Genomic DNA, 24,022 nt, shown 5'->3' with positions numbered 1-24,022 from the left:
TGCTGCCTGCTGAGGCGATGCCCGGGCTCGCCCGTCCTCACGGCGAGCCCGGGCCTGATGGCGTCGGCGGAAAGGAACGCCGACGCCATCCGCGCGCGCGAGCCGGAGGGCCGCCCGGCCCGCGCGATCTGATCAGCTCGGCCGGTAGCCGGACCGGACGAGCCGATCGACGGCGGCGGCGAGGCCACCGCCCGCATCGCTGCCGACCGGCGGCGCCGGGTTGTGTGCGACCGAAACCGGCGGCGCCGCGCGTGCAATCCGCCGGTCGATCGCGGCGTCGAGGCGCGCGGCAGGGTCGGCGCTGACGGCGGTCGGCTCCAGGGGGGTAAGCCCCATGCTCTTGCACATGCGGTCGATCGCGGCGTCGAGGCCGACACCGGCAGCGGCGGGGCGTGCTTTGTAACTGGCAGCGCTCACGACTCACCTCCTGTTCGAATCGAGCCTCGTTGATGCCGTGGGTAAGAAACAGTCAAAATAATTACCCACGGACGGCCGCGATGATCTGACGGACCCGCTCGGCGCCGAGCGGTCGCGGATGAAGGCGGAGCACTTCCCACGCCATCGCTTCGAGCGTGCCGGGTCGCCGCGGATTATCTTCGGCCGCGCGATCACGTCGCCAAGCGCCCGCCTCGTAGCGCGCCAGCGCAGCGGCGAGTGCCGCCGCGCGCGCGCGAACCGTCGCGGCGCCGAAGAACTTCGCCGCGATGCTCCTAATCAGATCGTCGCGCCGCTGCAGTGTCGACGTGACCTCGATCGGGATGTGATCAAGAAGCCCAACCCGCCCCGCGCCCTCGACGACGGCCGCTAGGAAGTCGCGATCGGCCGCCGTGAGCGGCGCCCGGTCGCGCAGCGTCGCGATGATGCGATCGGCTCGCTCGGTCGTCGCGCTGCTCATGGCGCCGACCCGCGGCGGCCGGTCGGGCGACGGCCCAGTCCGGGGAAATTCCCCGGACTGGCAGCCGGACAACTCGGGTGCCGGTCGGGAGGATGCGAGCCGATCGGGAGGGACCGGGAGGATGGACTGCCGATTTTCACCCCCGGACAGGAGTCGGAGGGTGAGCCACGTCGGTTGGAAGCAGGCGGCGCAGTCGGCCCCCTCTTCCTCGAAAGCGCCGCGCCCGGAGGATCGACGGAGGCGCCCGCAGGGGCGGGCGCCGTAGGAGACCCGGAGGGCGCGGGTGAGACTCGTCTACGTTCACCTATTACAGATTCAGAATCCTGCTGGCTTCGGACCTGTCTCACCGGCGATTTTAAGACTTCGTTCCTTTGGTCGAGCGCCCCCGCGCCCCCTGCAGGCGCAGTCGATTCGGCGGCATCCTCCCGCTCCGGCCGTGATCCTCCCGCCATCACCGCCCGACGACGACGGTACCACGTGCTGCGGCTGATCCCCTCGGCCTCCCACGGCTTCCACGCTTCGGCCGATGGTGCCTCGTAATCTGCACGCGACCGCGCGCCACTCGCACGGCGACGAGCGCGGGCCGCTTCGCGCCGCTTCTCTTTCCGTGCCTCGGCGCGCTGCGCCTTGTTCATGTCGACCGCGCCGATCGTAGTGATCGCAAGGTGCTGTCGCTCGGCCGCGGTCAACCGCACGCGCCAGGCGAGGACGTCGGCGGAAAACTTGATTGGGTTTGCGATCGAGCGAATTGCCAGCGCTGTCGCTTCCGAGGTGGGCAGCCACGGCGCCCACAGCTGTGCCCAATGCACGATATGGCGCTCGGCATCCGGCCCGAGGTGCACGATGTGCTGCGCCACGATCTTCAAATCATCGCGGCCCGCGTCGTCGTCAGGGAGTTCGGTGCCGTAGCGGGACCGGAACAAGCGTTCCAGCTCGCGCAAGCGGATGAGCGTGACAAGCCGATTGCCGCCCGTCTCACCAGCAGCCGGCGACGGCTCCGGCTTCGTCGCGCTCGCACACCAGGCGTAGCGCCGGGCCACCTCACGATGTCCTGGCCGGTCCTTAGGCGATCCGTCTCGGAACACCTTCGTCGAGGCGGCGGCCGTCGTCGCCGCGCGGGCACGCGCCCTGCCGGTGACGACGGCGTCGAGGGCGGCCCGTTGTCGCTGCAGCTCGCGCAGCTCGGCGGAGAGTCGCCGCTCGATCAGGTCGAGGCGTTCATACTCGTCACGTTCAGCGGCCGTCGCCAACATGGGCGCCTCCCGAGAGGCGGAGGCCGACCCAAATCATGACGCTCGACTTCCGGCGCTGCAGGCCGGCGGCCCGCAGGCCGCGCGCCAGCGCGGCGGCCGTGAGCTTCGGCGCGCCGCTGCCGGCAGCCCACTGGTGATAAGCCGAGAGCATCGTCGAGGCGCGCTCGGCGGCGCCTGGAACGCGTTCGCAGCGGGCCGCGAGGAATGCCGCCACCGCGTCGATAGGCTGGACGACGGCCGCCCCGGCGAACGCCTGACGCAGCGCCCGGCCGAGCACGGCGCCGAGACGCGCAGCGCGCGCGGCCTCCTGTCGCGCCGTCGGCGCCGCGAAGCTCCCGAGAGGGAGGGTGATCGACACCGTGATTACTGGTTCGTCGGCGGGTGCCGGCGGCGAGGCCGGGGCTTGCCGCCGCGTGCGGTTGACGGTATTGTGCGAACCGTTCAAGCCATCAAGCTGATTAGTTCTGAACGGCGCCGCGCCCGCCAGCGCGGCGCCGTTTGCGTTGATGCTCATGGCTATCACGCGGCCTCCGAGCTGGAGGGCCGCGCCGCCGCGGCAGCTGCCGCTTCACGCGCCTGCACCCATTCCCGATCCGCCTCGAACGAGATGCGGACGGCACGGCCGACTCGAAGCTCACGTGGAGCGAGCCCTTGGGCCTTCAGCTTGTAATAGAAGGCGCGGCTGAAGCCGTGTGCCTTGCACCAGTCTTCGATGCTCTGCGATCCAACCATCGCGTCCACCCTTTCGATTGGCCAATGCTGGCCATTTGAGGTGGACATCCATTTACAAGCACGGAGCAGGGGAGTCGCGGAAAAAAGGTGCCAAATTGACGACTTTCGAGTCCCTCAATTTGTCACTTCGGAAAACCCATCAGCATCCGCATCTCGGCGATGCTGAGTTTCTCACACGGACCGCCCTCGGCGTTGGTGAGGAACGCACGTGCCGCGCGGTCGGTCGCGTCGCCGCCGAACGCGGTGATCGCCGCGACGAGAAAGGCGCGCAGCGCCTTGTTGTTGTTCGTCGGCAGTCCGGCCTCGGACCAGGCTTCGACGAGGCGCGCCATCCAGCGGTCGCGCTCCGGCTTCGCGGCCGGCTTCGGTTCAGGATCGACAAGGGAAGATCGAGCCATCTCGGCCATGTCGATTGCCACGGCCGAGGCTTGCGCTCGTTCGACGGCGAGCGCGACGAACAGCGGCGAACGCTCGGATGACGAAGTGACCTCGATAGGTCGCGCGGCCAAGCCGTGATGAGCGAGATAGTCACGTTGGAAGGTGTCGATTCGCGCGGTCCAGTCGCGCGCCTCCTCGGCCATCCGAGTCAAGGAAACTCTCGTAAACGGGCTGTCAAAGCCCGTGTTGAGCGCCCCGGAATTCCACGCCGCGAAGTTCACACGCGTGCGCATCGCCGCCTCGTCCGGCGCCCGGTCGGCCTGCACGGCTCGCTTAACGTGATCCCACAGCGGTGCCCAGGCCTCATCAGAAATCGGCGTCCAAGGGGTCATGATCGCCGCCGCCCGCGCTTCGGCCGCAGCGTCACGACGTCGGCCGGCGGCGCCACCAGCGGCACCACGGCGGCGGCGGCGAGGTCGTCCAACGCGTCGACGATATAGGCCGCGTAGTGCGTTTCGATCATTGCAGACGACGTGTCGTGCAGCGCCGCAACGTGCCGGATCGGCAGCCCGGCCCGTAGGCCGCGAACGATCGACGAGTGGCGTAGCGAATAGGCGACCGTCCCGGCGGGCAGCTCGGCCTTTTCCCGGATCAGGCCCCAAGGCCGTGTCAGCTCGGCCGCCGCCGTCCACGGGCCGCGGCGGTCCTTCACCCATTGGGTGACGGAAATCTGGCGCCAGCGCCAGCGCTCGAGCAGCGGCGCGGCGCTCGGCCGCCCAGTAACGACGGGGGCCAGTTCGGCGAGCACGTCGCGGCCGACGCGGACCGCGATCCGCGCTCGCTGCTTCACACCGCGCCCTTTGCGGCTGGTGGGCACCAGAAGCCGGCCGTCGACCACGTCGCCGACTGTCATGCGGGCGACCTGAGAGAACCGCGCGCCAGTCGCGGCGAGCACCAGGATCAGCCGGACGAGGTCGCCGTCCCAATCGTCCTCGGCGTCGATCTCGCGCGCGGCCCGAATCACTGCTCGGACTTCTTCGTCGGCCAGAACCTGCGCCTCCCGGGCGACCGGCGCTGATGCCTTGGCGGTCGCAAGCCCATTCCGGATGACAACGGCGAGGTGCGCGGGCAGACGATTTCGATAGCCCCTGGCCGCCGCGTTGAGAGCCGCTTTGAGGTCGTTGACGATGCGCCGGACGCTGGCGGTCGCGAGCGTTGCCGGCAGCGCCTTCCGCCAGACGGCAAGATCGCCCTCGGTGAGGGTGTGGAGCGCGACCTCGGCCAGCGGCGCGGCGAGCACATGGCGCGTGAGGCGGGACCGGGCGTCTCGCTTCCGATCTTCCGAGTTGCGCTCGCGCTCGGCGACGTACTCGTCGACCGCCGCGCGAACGGTCAGGACCGGGCCGGCAGCGGCGGCAGCCTCGTCGGCCCGATGCCGGACGACGAGATCGCGCGCGCGGGTCACCGCCTGGCTGAACGAAAGCACGTTGCCGCCGTCGGCCGGCAAGGCGTCGTCGGCTGTCGCGATCACGGTCTGTCGATACCGGCCGCCGCGGTTCCGCCAGCGGACGAGCCAGCGGCCGCCGCGTGCGCCCTTGCGATAGCCGAGGTGTACATCCGGGTCCAACGCGCGCCAGTGTGTCGCCTGTCCCAGCCTGGCGCGGGCTGTCGCCGTCGTCAGAGCCGCTTCAACCAGCGTGCGGGCCATGCAAGCGCCCTCCGAACGTGTCGACTATTTGTCGAATATCCATGCGTGTACAGGCGCGAACGACCGTAGACAGTCGATCACGATATATCAATCACTTATAGACATTGATCGACAACGGCGGAAACGCGAGGGGTCCTGATCTAGGCCCTCTCACGGCGAAAACAGGGGTTCGAGTCCCCTAGGGAGCGCCATCGGCCTTCAAGGCCTTGATCCTCCTGAAATCTTCTACGTCCGCGCCGCCTTCGAGGTTGCGCTTCGTCCCGTCGGTGTGGGCGCTCGCGTGACCGCGCCTCACCGTCCGCCGAGCTCTGCTGCGAAGAACGCGCGCGCCGTCGCAATGGCGTCGGCGCGCGCGGCTGCGTTGGCCGGGAGCCTCTGGCGGGCGCGGCCGGGGTCGTCGAAGTCGTGGGTCGCGCCCGGATAGAGGGTCAGCGCGATGTCGGCGCCTTCGGCGCGGTTCCTGTCCACGAAGGTGACGCACCGCGCCGGCGAGACCTCCTCGTCGGCGTCGCCGATCAGCACCCGGACCGGGGCGTAGGGCCGTAGGCCGCCCTTGAACGCGCCTCTCAGCCCGCAGCCCGGATAGAACGCCAGCGCCGCCCGGAACCCGGTCGCCGGCGTCGCGGCGGGCGCGTTCGGCCCGGTGCTCGGCGGCCCGGCGCCCGGCGGCCCAGCCGCCATCGCGGCCAGCACGGCGCTGCCGCCGTTCGACCAGCCCTGGAGGCCGATGCGGTCGGCGATCACGTCGTCGCGGCCGCGCAGCCAGGCGAGCGCCCCGTCGGCGTCGAGCGGCCGCACCGTCACCTCGTTCACCTCGGCCGGCCGCTGTCCATGCGTGCCGCGGGCGAAGCCCGACGGAAAGCCGCGCGGACCGAAGCCGTCGACCAGCACGGCGACATAGCCCTGCTCGGCCCAGAAGCGGCCCCAGAAGGCGTGCCGCCGCGACAGGGTCGAAGCATCGTAGCGCCCGCCCGCGCGCGACGAGTAGGCGCCGCCGCGGCCGTGCATCATCACCACGGCGGGATGGCGGCCGGCCTCGCCCGGTGCGAACAGCCAGCCGACCAGGGTCGTGCGCCCGTCGGCGCTCGGGAAGCTGACGCGCTCGGGCAACGGCCCGACGTTCGGGGTCTCGGCGGGCGCGGCGGAGGCGGGGCACATCAGGATCGCGAGCATCAACAGGGCGGCCGCCGGGCGCCGGGGCGAGGGCCGTATCGCCCGTGCCGGCCGACTCACCACGGGGCGAAGACGCGGCGGATGTAGCGGCGGGTGCCGATCGTGCCGATCAGGAACACCACGGTGTTGCCGGTCCACGAGGTGTCGCCGGTCAGCATGCTCCAGCCGATCATCGCGGCGAGGCCCCCGATCAGGGCGCCGGGGTGGACCCGCCGATACAGCCCGACGAGCAGATGGGTGAGGATCGAATCCGCCGACACGCCGCGCGGCTCGGACCGCGGCGAGTCGCGCCGGGCATCCGCCAGTCGCGTATGGACGCGCTGCAGGGCGGCCTCGGCGGCGATCCGCTCGCCCGGCGTCTTGGCGCCGGCGAACAGCGCCTCGATCTTCTGCAGCTTCTCGCGAAGATCGCTCTCGGTGGACATCGCGGCCCCTGAACTCGGTTCGTGCCACGACCGAAGCGACCACCGGACGTGACCAGCGTCAAGCCGCACGCGCGAGAGCCCGGGACACGGGCATATCTGCGTCGGTCGGCTTGGTCGGCTGGTCGACGGTCGGCGATGTCGCGGGGACGGCTGGAGCGGTGATTCGCGCCGGATGGCGTCGCGGTATGCTGCGACCGCCCGCCGCAGCCTCTGGGCGGTGATCCGGTTCGGACGCAACCCCGTAGACCGATCAGTGACCACCGAGAGGAGAAGCCGATGCGCTACTTCAGCCAAGCCAGCCTGCTCGACCGGGCCGCCCTCGCGCTGCTCGGTGCCATGACGCTGCTGCCGCTCGTCCCCTACATCAACGGCTGATGGTCGGCACCCGAGCCGACATCCGGCACACGAGAACGCGGGCGGCTCTGCATGTCGGAGTCGCCCGCATTCGATTCGACCCGGACGCGCCGGCTCGTCTCGCCCATGGCCCATTTGCAGACTCACGAGCGACCTCGAAAATGAGCCTGGCTCCGCCGGCCGCACGCGCTGGTGGACGGAGATGCGCGATCTCTCACGCGCCGGCGCCCGAGAGCGCCAAAATCACGATTTGCTAATCAGTAGAACAGCGAGGAGCGCCGCTCGTTCGGGCGGGTCCGCCATACCGAAACGGTCATACTTACGGATATTCATGCCGCATCGGCCGGCGTAGCGTTCCGCCGGATCACGAATGAAGGGCACTCGAGGCGGGCGAGCACGCCCCCGCCGCCGCCTCCTCGTCGAATCAAATCATCAGCTCGTCGAACGCGCCGCCCGTCGCGGCGCGCCGCTTGCGCCTGCGCGTGATCCGACGACCCCCGTGCCGCCGGGCGACGTCCGCCGTCCCGGCCCATCGCGACATCGTCTCGGAGCTGGTCATGAAGATTCTGAAAGCCATCAACAAGGTCCCGGGGGGACTGATGGTCGTGCCGCTGTTCCTCGGCATGGCGATCAACACGTTCACGCCGAATCTCCTGAAGATCGGCGGCTTCACCGAGGCGCTCAGCGGCGTCGGCTATCCCACCGTCCTCGGCATGTTCCTGTTCACGGCCGGCACCAAGATGACGCTGAGGACCGCGCCGCGCATGCTCAAGCGCGGCTTCGGCATCCTGGTCGCCAAGGTCGGCATCGCCACCACGATCGCGCTGTCGGTCGCCTATTTCCTCGGCGGCGACCTGTTCGGCCTGTCGACGCTCGCGCTGCTCGTCGCGATGAGCGACACCAACGGCGGCATGTTCCTGGCGCTCACCAGCGCCATGGGCGACAAGGAGGACGCCGGGACCTACGTGCCGCAGAGCATCGAGACCGGCCCGTTCCTGACCATGATCATCCTGGTCGGCGCCGGCCTCGCCAACATCCCCTGGATGACCATGGTGTCGGTGATCGCGCCGATCATGGCCGGCGCCATCCTGGCCAATCTGGACGAGGATCTGCGCGAGTTCTTCGGCTCGCACGAGCCGATCATCGTGCCCTTCATGGCCTTCACGCTCGGGCAGAACATCAACCTGATGAACGTCGTCAACGGCGGGCTGCTCGGCGTCGTGCTCGGCCTCATGACGCTGGTGATCACCGGCCTGTGCTGCATCGCGGCCGACAAGCTGCTCGGCGGCTCGGGCATCGCGGGCGCGGCGGCGTCGAGCACGGCGGGCAACTCCGCGGCGGTGCCGAAGGCGGTCGCCATGGCGGATCCGACCTATGCGGCGATCGCTCCGATCGCCACCATCCAGGTCGCCGCCTCGGTGATCGTCACCGCGGTTTTGACTCCGATCCTCACCTCGTGGATGTACAACCGGGTGCAGAAGCAGCGCGCCGCCGCCGGCCGGACGGCGACGCCCGGTGCGGCTCCCGCCGCGACGCCGGCGCCCGCCGGTGCGGCGCCGGCCGAGTGACCCGAACCAGAAAGCCGGAGTGCCATCATGAACAACATCGACCGCGCCGCCGCCGACACGCTGATCGCCCGGGCGATCGGCCAGGCGGTCGCCGACTACGAGCGACCGATCTGCGTCGCCGTCGTCGACGGGACCGGCCATCTCGTCGGCTTCTCGCGGATGGACGGGGCGCCGCTGCGCTCGATCCAGATCGCCATCGGCAAGGCCTACTCGGCGGCGCGCCTCGGCGTGCACACCGACGCCTTCCTGGAGCGGCTGCATCGCGAACAGGTGACGGCCCGCGACTTCTGCGACGAGAAGATCACGTCGCTGCCCGGCGGCGCCGTGCTCAAGAGCGGCGACGGCGCCGTGATCGGCGGCGTCGGGGTCAGCGGCTTGAAGTCGGAGGAGGATCAGGCGATCGTCCACGGCCTCGCCGATCTCGTCGGTCGCGACGCGCTCTGAGGCGTCGCAGCGAGATCATATGAAAACCTTCGGGCGGACCCCGGCCGGGGCCCGCCCGCTCGGCGCCGGTGCACGGCGCCGGTCCGGCGCCGCGGCGCCCACCAATGTCCAACGAGCCAAGGACCGAACCCTCCATGTCCAAGCCGAAAGTTCTCGTCACCCGCATGATCCAGCAGGAGAACATCGATCGCCTGCGCGAGCACTTCGACGTCGAGATCAACCCGGACGACCGCGCCTACACCAAGGACGAGCTGAAGCAGAAGGTCGCCGGCAAGGACGCCGTGCTGTCGATGCTGACCGACACGATCGACGGCGAGGTGCTGGACGCCGCCGGGCCGCAGTGCAAGATCGTCGCGAACTTCGCGGTCGGCTACAACAATTTCGACGTCGCCGCGGCGACGCAGCGCGGCGTCATCCTGACCAACACGCCGGGCGTTCTCGACGACGCCACCGCGACCCACACCATCACGCTGATGCTCTCGATGGCGCGCAGAATCGTCGAGGCCGACAAGTTCGTGCGTGCCGGCAAGTGGGGCAGCTGGGCGCCGCTGTTCTTCATGGGGCTGGACGTCGACGGCAGGACGCTCGGTCTCGCCGGCGCCGGCCGCATCGGCAAGAACGTCGCCCGCAAGGCGACCGCCTTCGGCATGAAAATCCTCTACACCGACGTGAAGCCCGATCCGGATTTCGAGAAGAGCGTCGGGGCGCGCTTCGTCGACAAGGCGACCCTGCTGGCCGAATCCGACTACGTGACGCTGCACGTGCCGCTGCTGCCGGAGACCCGCCACTGGATCGGCGAGAAGGAGCTCGCCGCCATGAAGCCGACCGCGGTGCTGATCAACGCGGCGCGCGGCCCGGTGGTCGACGAGAAGGCGCTGGCGCGCGCCCTGAAGGACAAGGTGATCTGGGGCGCGGCCCTCGACGTGTTCGAGAACGAGCCCGCGGTCGAGCCCGCGTTGCTCGACCTCGACAACGTGATCCTCGCGCCGCACATCGCCTCGGCGACGCCGGAGACGCGGATGAACATGGGTCGCATCGCGGTCGGCAACATCGTCAAGGTGCTGTCGGGCGAAGCCCCCGACACCTGCGTCAATCCCGCGGTGCTGAAGAGCTAGGGCGCCTGCGGGTGTGACGCGAACCCGACTTCCGCTCGTCCCCGCGAAGGCGGGAACCGCCGGGGCGACACGGTACGCGGCCCCTGGATCCCCGCATCCGCGGGAATGAGCGGAGCTCGGTCGTTCATCAGTCGAAATCGATGCCCGCGACGCTCACCGGGCTCGCGCCGAGGCAGGCTCGGCCGTCGGCTTGTCGAGCGGGACCGCGGCGACGTCGAACGACACGAAGTCCTGATGCACGCAGCGGTCGGTGCCGATCGCGGTGCGCCAGTCGATCACCTTCTCCTTCAGGATGAAGAAGGCGTAGTAGACGGCGTGCTCGGCCTTGGGGTCCGAGCGCAGGCAGACGATCCAGGCTGGCCCGCCGATGCGCTCGATCCAGCGCGGCTCCGCGATGCCGAGGCCGGCCGCGTCGATCGGCGTCTTCAGCTCTTTCATCGCCTCGGCGACGACCTTGCGATAGGCCGGCACCGGCTCGGGCGACAGCACCCTGGCCTTCTCGTAGGAGTCGTCGAAGAACGGGCCGCTCAGGCTGCAGCCGCCGAGCCCGATCGCCACGGCGGAGAGCGCGACGGCGAGCAGACCCGCGCGACCCGGCGCGCGGCCGCCCGAGTGGTTGCGCGAGTGGTTGCCCGAGTGGTTGCCCGAGTGGCCGCCGAGCCGCCGCGGCGCGATCTGCACGGCCGATGCTGTCGATACGGCTGATCGACCGGCGCCCGGTCCGCCGTGTCTCGTCACTCTCGCCGCCACGCCCTCGCCCCGACGATGATCGTCCCGCCTCTCGCCTGCCGGACACTTGCGTCGAATTTGCGGTAGTCCGCATCGGCGTCCGTGTCGGCCGGCGCGGCGCGATGGCCGGCCGTGCGCCGGCACCACTCAGCCGCGCATCAGCGCCGTGACATGCACGGCGACCGAGCGGGCGAGCCCCTGGAGGTCGTAGCCGCCTTCCAGGAGCGAGACGAGCCGGCCGCCGCAGCAGGTGTCGGCGACGTCCATCATCCGCTTGGTCACCCAGGTGTAGTCGGGCTCCAGCAGGTTGATGTTGGCGAGCGGGTCGCGCATGTGGGCGTCGAAGCCGGCGGAGAGCACCACGAGGTCGGGCCGGAAGTCGAGCAGGCGCGGGATGATCAAGCTCTCGAACGCCTCCTGGAACTCGTCGCCGCCGTCGCCGGCCCGCAACGGCGCGTTGACGATGGTGCCGTGCTCGCCGCGCTCGGAGGCGGCTCCGGTCCCGGGATAGAGCGGCATCTCGTGGGTCGAGCAGTACATCACGTTGCGGTCGGCCCACAGGATGTCCTGGGTGCCGTTGCCGTGATGGACGTCGAAGTCGATGACGGCCACCCGCTCGGCGCCGTGCCGGTCGCGGGCGTGGCGTGCCGCGATCGCCGCGTTGTTGAAGAAGCAGAACCCCATCGGCTGGGTGATCTCGGCGTGGTGGCCGGGGGGCCGCATCGCGCAGAAGGCGTTGGCGACCCGGCCCGTCATCACCTCGTCGACGGCCAGCACGGCGCCGCCGACGGCGCGCAGCGCCGCCTCGTAGGTGCCGGGCGACATCGAGGTGTCGGAGTCGAGCTGGACCATGCCCTCGGTCGGCGCCGCCTCGCGGATCGCGTCGATGTAGTCCTGGGTGTGGCACAGGGCGATGCGGTCGATCGCGCAGACCGGCGCCTGGTCGCGGGCGAGCGACTGGAACGCCTCCTGCTCGAGCACGCGGTCGACCACGCGGATACGGTCGGGCCGCTCGGGATGTCCGAGCGGCGGGATGTGGTCGAGGGCGGCCGGATGGGTGATGTACAGGGTCGTCATCGGATGCATCGGCAATGGAATTTCAACCATATCGCGTCGTCGGTGCCCTGGTGTCAAAAGAATCTTCGCGGCCGGCGCGTGCCGGCCGGCCGCGCCGCACGGAAGGATGAGTGACGCAGCGGCCGCCGGACGCCGCGCGGCCGTGCGGCGGGTCGGACATTGCGCCGGCCCGGGTCGCGAAATTCCGGCGGCCGTGGAACCGCTCTGTTGATCCGAGCGGGGCGGGTCAGTATGGTCGCGCCCGCGAAAGGCCGCCGCCTTGGGGCGTAGCCAAGTGGTAAGGCAGCGGATTTTGATTCCGCCATTCCCTGGTTCGAATCCAGGCGCCCCAGCCAGGCATCCTTAAGTCTCTGCTTCGGATCGTGTTTTCTGTCTGGCGCCCGCCGGGCGACGACTTCGCGCGAGCCCCATGGCCGGATCGAAGCCCGGACGCTCACGCCGCCTCCGCCAGTCGCGAGCGCGAGCGACCGCTGGCGGCTGGCGGAGCGGCTGCGGTCCTGCAAGTCTCGCCTGAGCATGGCCGGTCGACATCCGCATGATCTGCGAGGCACCGACGTCCTGCAGGCGCTCGACCCGGTCGGCCGCGAGCCCGGCCGCATTCAGGGTCGTGTGGAGAGTTTGTACGGTTGCGTCGCGACCAACGGGTCGGACGCCGGAACGGCGCATGTCGCACGACGTTCCCCCTCGGAGTCGGGGACGGGAAACAGCAAGTATCGGCGCGGCACCGAATGCGACCTCGAGATCTGTCCCGCCGGGACGTCCTTCGCGCCGCGGCCGCGGCCGGTGTCGCGGTTTCGGTCGTTCCGCTCGGCCGCGTTCTCGCGCTCCAGGGCGAGGTGATCGCCCAGCCGCCCGACTGGATCGACGGCGCCGGCAAGGTGCGCTTTCGGCGCGACGGCATTCCCAAGGTCGTCGGCGACAAGACCTTCGCGATCGACATCCGGGCGCGTGACATGCCGGGCTGGCCGGACGAGCAGTCGCACGGGCTGCTGCTGCGCGCGGCGCGTGCCGATCGCGTGTTCGAGGGCCTCGATCTCTCGGTGCTCGGCGACGCGCTGCAGCCCGACGTGACCGTCACGGCCGACGTGCTCGGCCGTGACGGGGTCGCCATGCCGGAGCGCGACTTCTACGGCGACCTGCTGCTGGAGGCGGGCCACACGCCGGTGTTCCTCGGCCAGCCGGTCGCGCTTCTGATCTATCATCAGTACGGGAGGTTCCGTCTCGCCAAGCGGCGGCTCCAGTTCAACCAGAACGCCATCCGTTACGGCGCCGAGACCGGCTTCGTGCCGCGCGACCCCTACGGCGGCGCCCGCTACGTCCGGGTGGGCGGCGAGACGCCGGACGCCCCCGACGTCTTCTCGCCGATGAAGAACGCGACCGTGTTCGCGTCGGTGAAGAACCGTTCGGTGTCGTGGCCGGAGGCGCAGGAGGACGGCGACTCCGGGCCGCTCGCGATGCATCATGCAGCACGCATTCGCGACGAGCTCGCGAACCCGCCGACGGGATGGCGCGTGTTCCGGCGCCGCTTCCGCTCGCAGTATGTCGACCCCGCCGCGCTCGAGACCGACAACGGCAATGCCTGGTACGACACCGCCGCGAACCGGCTGCACGTCGTCACCGGGACGCAGTCGCCCTACACCAATGTCGACCATATCGTCGACATGGTGCGCAAGAGCCGCTTCGCCCTGTCGAGCGTGTCGTTCCACGCCGGCTACACGGTCGGCTACGGCCAGAAGGAGCATCACTCCTTCCCGTACTACGTCGCCGTGGCGGCGCTCTACGGCGACGGCCGGCCGGTGCGGCTGGCGCTCGACCGCTGGGAGCATTTTCAGACTGCGCTGAAGCGCCACCCGTTCGACATCGAGACGACGGTCGCGGTCGACGCCGAGACCGGCGTGTTCCGCTCGCTCGCCGCCGAGCTGGTCGGCGACGGCGGCGGCCGCCAGAACTTCAGCCCGTCGGTCGGCCAGGTCTCGGCCACGGCGCTGCAGTCGATCTACTATTTCCCGAAGAGCGATCTCTCCGTCGTGGTCGAGGCGTCGCGCGCCCCGACGGCCGGCTCCATGCGCGGCTACGGCACGCTGCAGTCGATGTCGACGACCGAGATGCTGGTCGACGAGATCGCGGAGGAGCTCGGCATCGACGCCATCGCGCTGCGCCGCCGCAACCTGCTGCGCACCGGCATGAAGAACACGCAAGGGGCCGTGCCGGCCGGGACGCTGCGCGCCGGCGAGCTGCTCGACGCCGCGGCCGCCGATCCGCTGTGGCGCGAGCGCGCCGCCCGCAAGACCGACTTCGAGGCCCGGCATCCCGGCCACCTCTACGGCGTCGGCTTCGCGGCCGTCCACAAGGACTACGGCACCGGCGCCGAGGCGGCGATCGCCCAGATCGAGATCGATGCCGGGGGCCGCATCCTGTTGCGCCACGTCGTCTCCGAGATCGGCTGCGGCGCCACCACGGCCCAGATGGTGGTGCCGGCCCGCTGGCTCGGGCGGGCGGCCGACGACGCGGAGTTCGCCGTCGTCGACTGGCCGAGCCTGCCGCTCGTCTCGAACAACGAGCCCTACACCATGACCCAGGAGGAGCAGGAGCGCCGCGCGCAGGACCCGCATTGGGTGCCCCGCATCACCTCGCCGCGCAGCGCCTCCAACTCCGCCTACTATCTCTCGCACGCGACCCGCGAGGCGGCTCGGCTGGTGTTCGAGCTCGGTCTCTGGGAGGCGGCGCTTTCGCTGTGGAGCGAGGGCATCGGCGGCGGCCAGGCGGCCCCGCTGGTGGTGCGCCGCGACGAGGCCGAGTGGCGCGACGGCCTGCTCGTCGCAGGGGCGCTGGCGCCCCTCTCGCTGGAGCGGCTCGCCGCGCGCGCCCACGCCCGCGGCTTGGTGACCGGGGTGACCGTGCACACGTTCAATCGCTGGGCCTGGACCGAGGCCGCGTTCGAGGTCGATGGTCGGCGCTTCACCGCGCCCATAGACGCCCTGTCGGTGAAATGGGGAGACGGCGCCACGCCCGACCGGCGCGCCCTGATGACCGACGGGGACTACGCGTTCCAGCCCCGCCGGACCGTCGCGTATCCGCCGGTCCAGCGCAACAATGCCGGGGTCGTCTACTACGCTCCCATCGCCACGCTGGTCGAGCTGTCGGTCAACAGCGGCAGCGGCGAGGTGCGGCTCCTGTCGCACAAGTCGTGGATGGAATGCGGCACCCAGATCGTGCCGGAGCTGGTGTCCGGCCAGCTCCAGGGCGGGCTGGCGATGGGCATCGGCCACGCGCTGTTCGAGGATCTGCCGCTCTACGAGGACGGGCCCGGCAACGGCACCTGGAACTTCAACCGCTACAAGCTGCCGCGGGCCGCGGACGTCGCGGTGTGGAGCCAGCACGGCACCGTGCTGCCGCCGCTGTCGGCCACCGATCCGCCCAAGGGCATCGCCGAAGTGGTGATGATCCCGGTGGTTCCGGCCATCGCGAACGCCGTCCATCACGCCATCGGCCGCCGCTTCTACGCCTTTCCGATCAGCCCGGACCGCATCAAGGAGGCGCTGTCGTGACGACCACCGTTTCGATTCGCGTCACCGTGAACGGCCGGGCGGTCGGCCCGGTCGACATTCCCGACGACCTGATGATGCTGGAGTTCCTCCAAGAGTATCTGAACCTGACCGGGACCCGCTACGGCTGCGGGCAGGGCGTGTGCAACGCCTGCGCCATCATCGTCGACCGTGAGGACGGCGCGTCCCGGCTCGTGCCGGCCTGCATCACCGGCGCCGTCTGGTTCGACGGCCGGTCGGTGCGGACCGTCGAGGGCCACGCCACCCGCGACGCCGACGGCAAGGTCACACGCCTGTCGGAGGTGCAGCAGGCGTATCTCGACCATTTCTCGTTCCAGTGCAGCTACTGCACGCCCGGTTTCGTCAATGCCGCGACCGTGCTGATCGAGCGCCTGAGACGGGCGCCGATTCCGCGCGAAAAGGTCGAGGCGACCGTGCTGGAGGCGATGAACACGCAGATCTGCCGCTGCACCGGATACGTCCGCTATCTGACCGCCGTGAAGGACGTGATCCTGGCCTCGCCCGGCCTCACGCGCGACGACGCGGGGGCGGGATGACGACGCTTCGAACCCGTGCGGTGCTCCGAACCCAGGCGATCACGGCGGGGCGGCGATGAGGCGCGCCGCGATCATCGCGCTCGGATCGCTCGCGGCGCTTCTGATCGCGGTGTTCGTCGTCTATGCCGTGTTCACCGGGCCCGGCGAGATTCCGCCCGCGACGGTCGACTTCGCGCGGCTCGGTGACCAGGAGCGGCGCGACCTGGTGGCGCGCGGCCGCTACGTGTCGCAGACCGCCGACTGCGTCGCCTGTCACAAGTCCGAGGACGGGCTCTCGTTCGCCGGCGGGCTGCCGATGGAGACGCCGTTCGGCACCATCTACGGCACCAACGTCACGCCGTCGCCGACGCACGGGATCGGCGGATGGTCGGCCGACGATCTCTACAGGGCGCTGGTGTGGGGCATCAATCCGGACGGGTCGCGGCTCTATCCCGCGATGCCCTACATGTCCTATCATTACATGACGCGGGCCGACGTCGATGCCCTGTGGGTCTTCCTGATGGACCAGCCGGCCGTCGACAAGCCCGACCGGGCGCACGACCTCGCATTTCCGTTCAACATCCGGCCGGCCCTGGCCTTCTGGAACCTGCTGTTCCGCCCGGACGACCGCACGCTTCCCGACATCTCCGGAAAGTCGGAGTCGTGGCACCGCGGACGTTATCTGGTCGACGTCCTGGGCCATTGCGGCGAGTGCCACACGCCGCGCAACATCGCCTATGCCAAGAAGTCCGACCAGCACCTGAAGGGCGAGATCATCGAGAACGCGGAGTCGCCCGACATCACGGCGGCCGGTCTCGTCGCCCGCGGATGGACGCCGCGGGATCTCGCCTCGTTCCTGAAAATCGGCCTCGCCCCGCAGGGCACCATGACGTTCCGGATGTTCCCGGTGTTGAACCACTCGACCAAATATCTCACCGACGACGACCTCGCCGCCATGGTGACCTATCTGCTCGACGGCGCGGACGAGCGCGGGGCGGCCGGTCGTGACGTCGCACCACGCGATGGCGGTGCGCCCGCCGCGGCGACCGCTTCGGCCGAGACCACGGGCGCCAGCACGCGCTCCGGACAACGGGCGTCCGAGACCGCCGACCACGCGGGGCGACGCCTCTACATGGGCCTGTGCGCCGGCTGTCACGGCCCGGACGGCGAGGGCCGGCCGCACGCCTCGGTGCCGATGGCCACCAACACGACCGCGATGCTCGAGAATCCGCTCAATCTCGTCCGCATCATTCGCGAGGGTGTCCCGGAGCACAGCCTCGCGAACCGCGAGCGCATGCAGGCGATGCCGGCCTTCGCGGACGTGCTGAGCCACGAAGAGACGGCACAGCTCGTCAACTATCTGCGCCTGCGCTGGGGCGGCCGCCCCGGCGACGTGACGGCGCAGCGTGTCGCCGAGCTGGTCGACCGGTACGGCCAGCGTCGGCCGGACGAATGAGCGCGGGCGCTCGGCAGCCCTGTGCGTCGCGGGTGGTTCGCCTCTAGCGTTCGACGAGCGACAGCCCACGACGAGCGACAGCCCACGCCGAGCTCGTGCGGCGTGCCGCTGGCCGACAGTCACGGTCGGACGGCAGGAGGCACGCGCGCGTTGCCGCGCGTCGCGTAATGGAGCGCGACGGCACGGATCTGCGCGTCGGAGAGGTTGCGGGCCGCGGCCTGCATGATCCGGCTGGCGCTGCCGCCGCGGACGCCCGTGCGCCACAACGCGAGCTGTTGCTCCAGATAGGCGCGGTGCTGGCCCGCGAGAGCCGGGTAGCGAGGCAGCTTGCCTTCGCCGCGGCCATCCTCGCCGTGGCAGGAGTCGCAGGCCGGGATCGCCGCGCTCGGATCGCCGGTGGCGGCGAGCGCGGCGCCTTTTTGCAGCAGCCTGCTTCGGGGCAGATCGTCGCCCGTCGACGCGGCGCTACCAAGGACCGCGCCGCTGGTGATCGCGGTCGCCGCGATGCGCTCCGGTCCGCGGGTCTCGGCCGTCGGCGCTGTCCCCGGCAGGCCCGCATAGTAGTCCGCGAGCGACCGCAGCTGCTCGTCCGACAGCAGGGCGGCGACCGGCTGCATGATGCCGCTCGGGCGCACGCCGAGCGCGTAGTCGCGCAGCGTCGCGAGCAGATAGGCCGGGCGCTGTCCGGCGATCCGCGGAACGCCGCCGGCGGGGCTGCCCTCGCCGTTCGGACCGTGGCAGCGGGCGCACGCCACCGGGCTGGTCGATGTCAGCCCGCTCGCGGCGATCGCCTGCGCGGCGCGCGGCGGCGTCGCGGCGCCCGGCTGCTCCGGGGCGTCAGCTGCGGTTTCGGCTGCGGTCTCGGCCGCGGCCGCGTCGGTGGCGACGCGATACTGCGCGGCCGTCATGTCCGGCAGGCCGCGCAGGAACGCCACCATGGCCCACACCTCGTCGTCGCGCGCCTGCGCCGGCCAGGCCGGCATGCCGGTGTATTTCAGGCCGTGCTTGACCACCCGAAACAGCTCCGAGTTCTTCCACGGTCGAACCGCCTCGTCATAGGCGGGCGGCGCCGGGAGCATCTGGCGGACGACGACGTTCGCCGGTTGCCCGGGCGCGCCGTGGCAGGGGGCACAGAAGCCGGCGAAATGTCCGGCGCCGCGCTCGGCGAGGGCCGGATCGTCGAGCGGCGGCGTCTCGATTCCGGTCGACCATGTCTCGATCGAGTTCCGCAACACGAAGTCGAGCAGCTCCGTCGTCACCGCGAAGTGTTTCCGGCTCGCCGCGACATTGTAGAGGCCCGACCAGGCGAACAGAAAGCCACCCGCTGCGGCGACGGCGAGGAGGATCAGGCTCGTGCGGAGCAGTCTCGCCAGACGCGGTCGCACCATGGATCCTTTCCCGAGGCTCCGACGGAATAGAACGTGCGGCGCGGCGCGCGGTTCGAACGGGCGGCCGGATGGCGCGCCCATGGCGAACGGTCCGGCTCGGGCAGAACCAAAACCGCCGGGGCAGGATTAGCTCGACAGCGGAGCCCGAGTGCCCGGTCGGCCGTTTTGCGCTGCGAGCCGGACCGGGCGCGCGGCGGGCAGGATGAAAGGACCACACGATGCCGCTCTCCGCACCCATCCCCGCTTAGCGGCTCGTCGTTCGATGTCGTTCGTCGGGCTCGGACCGTGGATCAATCTCGCGCTCTTCGCCGCCGCCGCGGCCTTCGTCTGGTGGGCCGGCACGCGGATGACCGAGCGGCTCGACGAGATCGCCGGCAAGACAGGCATGGATCGCGCCTTCGTCGGCATGCTGCTGCTCGGCGGGGCGACCTCGCTGCCCGAGATCGCCGCGGTGTCGACGGCCGCCGCGACCGGGAACGCCGCGCTCGCCACCAACAACCTGCTCGGCAGCGTCGCCTTCAACGTGATGCTGATCGCGGTCGCCGACGCCGTGATGGGCCGCAAGGCTCTCACCTCGGTCGTGCCGAGCGCGACCACCCTCCTGCAAGGCGCGCTCTGCATCGTCGTCCTCGCCCTCACCGCGGTCGCCGTGCTGACCGGGGACGTCGACCTCTGGGGCGTGGGGCTGTGGCCGGCCGTGCTGTTCGTCGTCTGCGTCGGCGCCTTCCGTCTGGCGGCCGGCTATCGGAAGCGGTCGCCGTGGACCGCGACCGGTGCCGAGACGAACGGCACCGAAACGGGGGAGGAGGAGGGCACCGAAGGCGGTCCGTCGCTGAAGCGCCTGGTCGCCGGCGCGGCGGTCGCGGCCGTCGTCATCCTGGTCGCCGGCTTCGTGCTGTCGCAGTCGGCCGACGCGATCGCCCAGGCGACCGGGCTCGGTGCCGGCATCGTCGGTCTCGTGCTGGTCGCCTTCGCGACGTCGCTGCCGGAGGTCTCCTCGATTACGGCAGCGGTGCGGCGCAAGCGCTACGAAATGGCGCTCGGCGACGTGTTCGGCACCAACATCCTGACGATCGGATTGATCTTCGTCGCCGACCTGTTCTATCGCGACGGCTCGGTGCTGGCTCAGGCCGGCCGGTTCGAGGCGGTGGCGGCGATGCTCGGCCTGCTGCTCACCGGAATCTTCCTCGTCGGGCTGCTCGAGCGCTCCGACCGCACCGTCCTGCGCATGGGCTACGACGCCGTCGCCGGTGTGATCGTGTTCGTCGCCGGCCTGGTGCTGCTGTTCTTCCTGCAGGGCTGACGATGCGACCACCTCGTTCAGCCACAGGTGTCGATCATCAGGACCGGGATCCCGGTCCACACGACGGCCACGAAGCCGAACGCGGCGATGCCGCCCGACACCGACCGCCAGAACACGCGCAGCGCTCCCTCCGGCTCGCCGGCAATGCCGGGGCCGCGGCCGATCAGCACCATGAACAGCACGACGAGGCACAGGCCGGCGGCGATCACGGTCGCGAAGGCGACGACGAAGGGCAGCGCCGCCGTCCATGCGGTGCCGAGCCCGCGGGCGCAGACGAAGCCCGTGAGACCGTAGACGAAGCCGAAATGCGCCGCCCACAGGAGCAGCCCGGCATTGAGGAACAGCATCTTGCCGAGGAAGCGCTCCCGCATGCTCAGCCTCCGACGAGGCATGGGAAGAGGGCCGTGAGGGCGACGCCGACCAATCCCTGGACGACGGCGAATTGCCACAGCAGCATGGTGTTGTCGAAGGTGGCGCGACGCACCCCGTCGAGCTTGCCGGCGAGCGAGCGGGCGACCGTGTAGAGCGCCATCAGGGCCAGCACGGCCGCGTAGAAGCCCTGCAGCGATCCGATCATGTAGACGACGGCGCCGTAGGCGCTCTCGGTCGGCCGCAGGCCGGCCGCGAGCTGCGCGGCGAGGTCGCTCCACACGGCGCCGACGAAGAGCGGAATCGCCACGAGCAACGCGAGCCGCATCGGCCAGGCGGGACCGTCCTGGGCGCGCCCGGACGGCACCCGCGCCAGCGACCGGCTCGCCAACAGGATCGCGAGGCTGCTCGCCCCGTAGAGGCCGGCCGGCAGCAGCGGCCAGGGCAGGGCGGGCAGCCGGTCGGGCGTCGGCCAGACGTCGGGGCTGACCGTCCACAGGAACACGTAGGCGAACAGCAGGCAGGCGTAGAGCGTGCCGGCGACCAGCAGCAGCACGACCATGGCCCACCAGGAGTGGCTGACCGGGCCGGTCACGTAGACGGGCAGCGTGATGCCGCCGCCGATGTCGACGGGCGGGTGACTGGGGCCCGGATCCGTGTCCCACAGCCACCAGATCACCATGACGACCGCGACGATGCCGCAGGCGACCGCCGGGACGACCAGCTTGACGGTGAGCAGGATGAAGAAGGCGGCGGTGAAGAAGGCGGCCAGCACGGTGGGCCAGCTCGGCCCCGGCATCTGCACGAGATACTGCGGCTCGGCCGTGATCGGGCTGGTGACGATCGTCTCGCGCCCGCCGGTCGGCGCGTTCGGCAGATACCAGCGGCCGGCCTCGACCTCGGCGGCGAGGTTCGGCTGGTCCCACAGCGGCTCGCGGCTCGTCACCCGCGGGATGCTGCGGGTCGCGTAGTCGCTGTTCGGCAGCCATTCGAGCGTGCCGGCGTTCCAGACATTGCCGGCGTTCTCCTCGCTGATGCGGAAGCGGCGGATCAGATCGAACAGGAACAGCGCGACGCCGGCCGCGATCATGAAGGCGCCGATCGTCGATGTCATGTTGAGCCAGTCCCAGCCGAGCCCGGTCGGATAGGTGTAGACGCGGCGCGGCATGCCGATCAGGCCGGTGATGTGCATCGGGAAGAACGTCACGTTCATGCCGACGAACATCAGCCCGAACACCCACCGCCCGAGCCGCTCGGAGAGCGGCCGCCGGCTCGCATGCGGGGCCCAGTAGTAGAAGGCGGCGAACAGCGGGAACACCATGCCGCCGATCAGCACGTAGTGGAAATGGGCGACGACGAAATAGGTGTCGTGCACCTGCCAGTCGAACGGCACCATGGCGACCATCACGCCGGTGAGGCCGCCCAGCGTGAAGATGAACAGGAAGCCGAGGATGAACAGGGCCGGGGTGGTGAGCTCGACCCGGCCGCGCGCGATGGTGGCGATCCAGGCGAACACCTGGATGCCGCTCGGCACCGCGACCGCCATGCTGGCGGCCGAGAAGAAGCTCGAGCCGAGCTGCGGGATCCCGGTCGTGAACATGTGGTGCACCCACAGCCCGAACGAGAAGAAGCCGGTCGCCACGATGGCGAGAACGACCAGCCGATAGCCGACCAGCGGCGTCTGGGCGACGGTCGGGATCATCATCGAGACCATGCCGGCGGCGGGCAGGAAGATGATGTAGACCTCGGGGTGGCCGAAGAACCAGAACAGATGCTGCCACAGCATCGCGCTGCCGCCCTTCTCGGCGACGAAGAACGGCCAGCCGAAGGCGCGCTCGATCTCCAGGAGCAGCGTGCACAGGATGACGGCCGGGAACGCGAACACGATCATGGCGGCGAAGACGAGCATGGCCCAGGCGTAGACGGGCAGCTTGTCGAGACTCATGCCGGGGGCGCGCGTCTTCAGCACGCCGACGATGATCTCGATCGCCCCGGCGATGGCCGAGATCTCGATGAAGCCGATGCCAAGCAGCCAGAAGTCCGCGTTGATGCCCGGCGAGTAGGCGGTGCCGGTGAGCGGCGGATACATGAACCAGCCTGTGTCGGGCGCGACCTGGAAGAACAGGCTGCAGAAGAAGGCGAGACCGCCGAAGAAGTAGGCCCAGAACGCATAGGCCGAGAGCCGCGGGAACGGCAGGTCGCGCCGCCTGCATGTTGGGGAGGAGGTAGACGCCCATCGCCTCCACGGCCGGCACGGCGAACAGGAACATCATCAGCGTGCCGTGCATCGTGAAGAGCTGGTTGTAGAGCCCCTGGCTGACGATGTCGGCCTGCGGCACCGCGAGCTGGGTGCGCATGATCAGGGCCAGGATGCCGGCCAGGATGAAGAACAGGAAGGCGGTGCCGACGTAGAACAGGCCCACATAGGTGTTGTTGACGACCGTGATGAAACCGAGCCCGGTGGGGGCGCGCCAGACGCGCTTCAGCTCCGCGAGCTCGTCCTCCGGCCGCGGCGCCGGGTTCGGCAGCGCGGCGGCGAGCGCCGCGTCCGTCGGGGCGGCCGGCGTGGCTTGCGGTTCGTCTCGCGGCGGCGCGATCGTCATTTCAGGCTCTCCAGCCAGGCCGCGACGGCGCGCAGCTCCTCGCCCTCGAACACCGTGAAGGACGGCATCTTGTTCGACGGCTTCAGGTGCTGGCTGTCGGCGATCCAGCCGGCCAGCGTGCCCTGGTTGTTGGGGAACGTGCCGGCCGCGATCGTGCGCCGGCCCCCCACATGCGTCAGATCGGGGCCGATGGTGCCGGCCGCCGCCGTGCCCCGCACCGTGTGGCAGGCGCCGCAGCCGGCGGCGAGGAAGAGATCCCGTCCGCGCGCCAGAAACGGGGTCGCGGGCTCCGCCGCCGGACGCGCCTGGCCAGCCCGCCACGCGTCGAAGGCGTCGGGCGCGTGCGCCACCACCTCGAAGGCCATCAGCGCGTGGGCGCCGCCGCAGAACTCGGCGCACTGGCCGCGATACACGCCCGGCCGCTCGGCCGAGACGACGAGGCTGTTGGTCTGGCCCGGGATCATGTCGAGCTTGCCGGCCAGGCTCGGGATCCAGAAGCTGTGGATCACGTCGCGCGTGGTGAGGACGAAGCGGATCGGCCGGCCGGTCGGGACGTGGATCTCGTTCGCCGTGACGAACTCCTCGGAGCTCGCGCGCGTCGCGTCGGGCTCGTAGCGGACCCGCCACCAGAACTGCTCGCCGACGACCTGGATGCGCAGCGTGTCGGACGTGTCCGGCCGGCTCAGCGTCGCCGCCAGCGCGAGCCCGTAGACCAGCAGGGCGGAGAGGACGACGACCGGGAAGACGATGCCGCCGGCGATCACGACGCGACGGCCGGCGAGCCAGCGCCGTCGCTCCGGCGGCAAGAGGATCGCGGCGGCGAGGAGCGCCATCACGACGACGAAGATGATCCCCGCCGCGACGAACATGATCCACGAGAGCGTCGCGACCCCACCGGCATGTGGGCCGGCCGGGGCCAGCGCCGACTGCACGCCGGAAACGAGATCGTCGAGGATCGAGGACTGCGGCAT

General features: G+C 70.3%; 21 protein-coding genes, 1 tRNA gene and 1 pseudogene. 8 read left to right on the top strand and 15 right to left on the bottom strand.

All coding sequences use genetic code 11. The features are described from left to right. Positions 1 to 132 precede the first annotated feature (132 nt). The 9 genes from ABTU92_RS04430 to ABTU92_RS04390 all read right to left on the bottom strand — a co-directional run bounded on the left by ABTU92_RS04430 (position 133) and on the right by ABTU92_RS04390 (position 6,564). Entirely contained in the window at positions 133 to 417 is a 285-nt protein-coding gene (locus ABTU92_RS04430) for a hypothetical protein (RefSeq protein WP_408088046.1), read from the bottom strand. Positions 418 to 478: 61 nt separating this feature from the next. Continuing rightward, entirely contained in the window at positions 479 to 895 is a 417-nt protein-coding gene (locus ABTU92_RS04425) for a hypothetical protein (RefSeq protein WP_408088044.1), read from the bottom strand. Continuing rightward, entirely contained in the window at positions 892 to 2,148 is a 1,257-nt protein-coding gene (locus tag ABTU92_RS04420) for a hypothetical protein (protein WP_408088042.1), read from the bottom strand. Before ABTU92_RS04420 ends, ABTU92_RS04425 begins: the two co-directional genes overlap by 4 nt. Beyond that, positions 2,129 to 2,662: a hypothetical protein gene (locus tag ABTU92_RS04415; protein WP_408088040.1), complete on the bottom strand. Its 534-nt coding sequence runs from the start codon at positions 2,660 to 2,662 to the stop codon at positions 2,129 to 2,131. The genes ABTU92_RS04420 and ABTU92_RS04415 overlap by 20 nt, the downstream gene beginning before the upstream one ends. Before the next feature lie 5 nt (positions 2,663 to 2,667). After that, positions 2,668 to 2,880, bottom strand: coding sequence for a transcriptional regulator (locus ABTU92_RS04410; RefSeq protein WP_408088038.1), 213 nt, complete (start codon positions 2,878 to 2,880; stop codon positions 2,668 to 2,670). 122 nt (positions 2,881 to 3,002) lie between these two features. Next, positions 3,003 to 3,650: a hypothetical protein gene (locus ABTU92_RS04405; protein WP_408088036.1), complete on the bottom strand. Its 648-nt coding sequence runs from the start codon at positions 3,648 to 3,650 to the stop codon at positions 3,003 to 3,005. Then, entirely contained in the window at positions 3,647 to 4,966 is a 1,320-nt protein-coding gene (locus ABTU92_RS04400) for an integrase (RefSeq protein ID WP_408088034.1), read from the bottom strand. The genes ABTU92_RS04405 and ABTU92_RS04400 overlap by 4 nt, the downstream gene beginning before the upstream one ends. A gap of 291 nt (positions 4,967 to 5,257) precedes the next feature. Beyond that, positions 5,258 to 6,139 (bottom strand): dienelactone hydrolase family protein, encoded by an 882-nt coding sequence (locus ABTU92_RS04395; RefSeq protein ID WP_408088111.1) that lies wholly within the window; start codon positions 6,137 to 6,139, stop codon positions 5,258 to 5,260. 56 nt (positions 6,140 to 6,195) lie between these two features. Then, positions 6,196 to 6,564, bottom strand: a complete 369-nt coding sequence (locus tag ABTU92_RS04390; protein ID WP_408088032.1) for a hypothetical protein — start codon at positions 6,562 to 6,564, stop codon at positions 6,196 to 6,198. A 911-nt stretch (positions 6,565 to 7,475) separates the two neighbouring features. Between ABTU92_RS04390 and ABTU92_RS04385 the strand changes: the two genes are divergently transcribed. The 3 genes from ABTU92_RS04385 (at position 7,476) to ABTU92_RS04375 (ending at position 10,045) form a co-directional block, all read left to right on the top strand. After that, entirely contained in the window at positions 7,476 to 8,486 is a 1,011-nt protein-coding gene (locus ABTU92_RS04385; RefSeq protein WP_408088030.1) for a 2-keto-3-deoxygluconate permease, read from the top strand. 27 nt (positions 8,487 to 8,513) lie between these two features. Continuing rightward, the gene (locus tag ABTU92_RS04380; RefSeq protein WP_408088028.1) at positions 8,514 to 8,930 is read left to right on the top strand and encodes a GlcG/HbpS family heme-binding protein; all 417 of its coding nucleotides are present in this window, start codon (positions 8,514 to 8,516) and stop codon (positions 8,928 to 8,930) included. A 134-nt stretch (positions 8,931 to 9,064) separates the two neighbouring features. Beyond that, a complete protein-coding gene (locus tag ABTU92_RS04375) occupies positions 9,065 to 10,045 on the top strand; it encodes a 2-hydroxyacid dehydrogenase (RefSeq protein ID WP_408088026.1) in 981 nt (326 codons plus the stop codon). Positions 10,046 to 10,198: 153 nt separating this feature from the next. Here ABTU92_RS04375 and ABTU92_RS04370 read toward each other — a convergent pair whose 3' ends face one another. Further along, entirely contained in the window at positions 10,199 to 10,726 is a 528-nt protein-coding gene (locus tag ABTU92_RS04370; RefSeq protein WP_408088024.1) for a hypothetical protein, read from the bottom strand. Positions 10,727 to 10,921: 195 nt separating this feature from the next. Continuing rightward, the gene (locus ABTU92_RS04365; protein WP_408088022.1) at positions 10,922 to 11,851 is read right to left on the bottom strand and encodes a histone deacetylase family protein; all 930 of its coding nucleotides are present in this window, start codon (positions 11,849 to 11,851) and stop codon (positions 10,922 to 10,924) included. Between the two features lie 260 nt (positions 11,852 to 12,111). Between ABTU92_RS04365 and ABTU92_RS04360 the strand changes: the two genes are divergently transcribed. The 4 genes from ABTU92_RS04360 to ABTU92_RS04345 all read left to right on the top strand — a co-directional run bounded on the left by ABTU92_RS04360 (position 12,112) and on the right by ABTU92_RS04345 (position 17,388). Next, positions 12,112 to 12,186, top strand: a tRNA-Gln gene (locus ABTU92_RS04360). A gap of 393 nt (positions 12,187 to 12,579) precedes the next feature. Continuing rightward, a complete protein-coding gene (locus ABTU92_RS04355) occupies positions 12,580 to 15,399 on the top strand; it encodes a xanthine dehydrogenase family protein molybdopterin-binding subunit (protein ID WP_408088020.1) in 2,820 nt (939 codons plus the stop codon). After that, entirely contained in the window at positions 15,396 to 15,953 is a 558-nt protein-coding gene (locus tag ABTU92_RS04350) for a (2Fe-2S)-binding protein (protein WP_408088018.1), read from the top strand. Before ABTU92_RS04355 ends, ABTU92_RS04350 begins: the two co-directional genes overlap by 4 nt. Positions 15,954 to 16,008: 55 nt before the next feature. Beyond that, positions 16,009 to 17,388, top strand: coding sequence for a c-type cytochrome (locus tag ABTU92_RS04345; RefSeq protein ID WP_408088016.1), 1,380 nt, complete (start codon positions 16,009 to 16,011; stop codon positions 17,386 to 17,388). Positions 17,389 to 17,507: 119 nt separating this feature from the next. Here the strand turns inward: ABTU92_RS04345 and ABTU92_RS04340 are convergent, their stop codons facing one another. Beyond that, the gene (locus ABTU92_RS04340) at positions 17,508 to 18,776 is read right to left on the bottom strand and encodes a c-type cytochrome (RefSeq protein ID WP_408088014.1); all 1,269 of its coding nucleotides are present in this window, start codon (positions 18,774 to 18,776) and stop codon (positions 17,508 to 17,510) included. A gap of 262 nt (positions 18,777 to 19,038) precedes the next feature. On the opposite strand from ABTU92_RS04340, the gene ABTU92_RS04335 reads away from it, so the two are divergent. Next, positions 19,039 to 20,079: a sodium:calcium antiporter gene (locus tag ABTU92_RS04335; protein ID WP_408088012.1), complete on the top strand. Its 1,041-nt coding sequence runs from the start codon at positions 19,039 to 19,041 to the stop codon at positions 20,077 to 20,079. 17 nt (positions 20,080 to 20,096) lie between these two features. Here the strand turns inward: ABTU92_RS04335 and ABTU92_RS04330 are convergent, their stop codons facing one another. The 3 genes and pseudogenes from ABTU92_RS04330 to coxB all read right to left on the bottom strand — a co-directional run bounded on the left by ABTU92_RS04330 (position 20,097) and on the right by coxB (position 24,022). Then, positions 20,097 to 20,450 carry a hypothetical protein gene (locus ABTU92_RS04330; RefSeq protein WP_408088010.1) on the bottom strand — a complete coding sequence of 118 codons (354 nt, stop codon included), beginning with the start codon at positions 20,448 to 20,450 and terminating at the stop codon, positions 20,097 to 20,099. Between the two features lie 2 nt (positions 20,451 to 20,452). After that, positions 20,453 to 23,051: pseudogene (gene ctaD, locus ABTU92_RS04325) on the bottom strand (cytochrome c oxidase subunit I). After that, the gene (gene coxB / locus ABTU92_RS04320; protein WP_408088008.1) at positions 23,048 to 24,022 is read right to left on the bottom strand and encodes a cytochrome c oxidase subunit II; all 975 of its coding nucleotides are present in this window, start codon (positions 24,020 to 24,022) and stop codon (positions 23,048 to 23,050) included. The pseudogene ctaD and the gene coxB overlap by 4 nt, the downstream one beginning before the upstream one ends.

The sequence above is a fragment of the Rhodoplanes sp. SY1 genome, assembly GCF_046000175.1.
GTDB lineage: Bacteria > Pseudomonadota > Alphaproteobacteria > Rhizobiales > Xanthobacteraceae > Rhodoplanes.
This window is presented reverse-complemented; position numbering and strand designations above follow the sequence as displayed.

What these genes read in the sequence shown, in the direction of transcription:
- ABTU92_RS04415 (WP_408088040.1), bottom strand. Translation starts at nt 2,662, where the DNA reads ATGAGCATCAACGCAAACGGCGCCGCGCTGGCGGGCGCGGCGCCGTTC.
- ABTU92_RS04345 (WP_408088016.1), top strand. Translation starts at nt 16,009, where the DNA reads ATGAGGCGCGCCGCGATCATCGCGCTCGGATCGCTCGCGGCGCTTCTG.
- ABTU92_RS04405 (WP_408088036.1), bottom strand. Translation starts at nt 3,650, where the DNA reads ATGACCCCTTGGACGCCGATTTCTGATGAGGCCTGGGCACCGCTGTGG.
- ABTU92_RS04340 (WP_408088014.1), bottom strand. Translation starts at nt 18,776, where the DNA reads ATGGTGCGACCGCGTCTGGCGAGACTGCTCCGCACGAGCCTGATCCTC.
- coxB (WP_408088008.1), bottom strand. Translation starts at nt 24,022, where the DNA reads ATGCCGCAGTCCTCGATCCTCGACGATCTCGTTTCCGGCGTGCAGTCG.
- ABTU92_RS04375 (WP_408088026.1), top strand. Translation starts at nt 9,065, where the DNA reads ATGTCCAAGCCGAAAGTTCTCGTCACCCGCATGATCCAGCAGGAGAAC.
- ABTU92_RS04380 (WP_408088028.1), top strand. Translation starts at nt 8,514, where the DNA reads ATGAACAACATCGACCGCGCCGCCGCCGACACGCTGATCGCCCGGGCG.
- ABTU92_RS04365 (WP_408088022.1), bottom strand. Translation starts at nt 11,851, where the DNA reads ATGACGACCCTGTACATCACCCATCCGGCCGCCCTCGACCACATCCCG.
- ABTU92_RS04425 (WP_408088044.1), bottom strand. Translation starts at nt 895, where the DNA reads ATGAGCAGCGCGACGACCGAGCGAGCCGATCGCATCATCGCGACGCTG.
- ABTU92_RS04385 (WP_408088030.1), top strand. Translation starts at nt 7,476, where the DNA reads ATGAAGATTCTGAAAGCCATCAACAAGGTCCCGGGGGGACTGATGGTC.
- ABTU92_RS04335 (WP_408088012.1), top strand. Translation starts at nt 19,039, where the DNA reads ATGTCGTTCGTCGGGCTCGGACCGTGGATCAATCTCGCGCTCTTCGCC.
- ABTU92_RS04420 (WP_408088042.1), bottom strand. Translation starts at nt 2,148, where the DNA reads ATGTTGGCGACGGCCGCTGAACGTGACGAGTATGAACGCCTCGACCTG.
- ABTU92_RS04395 (WP_408088111.1), bottom strand. Translation starts at nt 6,139, where the DNA reads ATGCTCGCGATCCTGATGTGCCCCGCCTCCGCCGCGCCCGCCGAGACC.
- ABTU92_RS04410 (WP_408088038.1), bottom strand. Translation starts at nt 2,880, where the DNA reads ATGGTTGGATCGCAGAGCATCGAAGACTGGTGCAAGGCACACGGCTTC.
- ABTU92_RS04390 (WP_408088032.1), bottom strand. Translation starts at nt 6,564, where the DNA reads ATGTCCACCGAGAGCGATCTTCGCGAGAAGCTGCAGAAGATCGAGGCG.
- ABTU92_RS04330 (WP_408088010.1), bottom strand. Translation starts at nt 20,450, where the DNA reads ATGCGGGAGCGCTTCCTCGGCAAGATGCTGTTCCTCAATGCCGGGCTG.
- ABTU92_RS04400 (WP_408088034.1), bottom strand. Translation starts at nt 4,966, where the DNA reads ATGGCCCGCACGCTGGTTGAAGCGGCTCTGACGACGGCGACAGCCCGC.
- ABTU92_RS04355 (WP_408088020.1), top strand. Translation starts at nt 12,580, where the DNA reads ATGCGACCTCGAGATCTGTCCCGCCGGGACGTCCTTCGCGCCGCGGCC.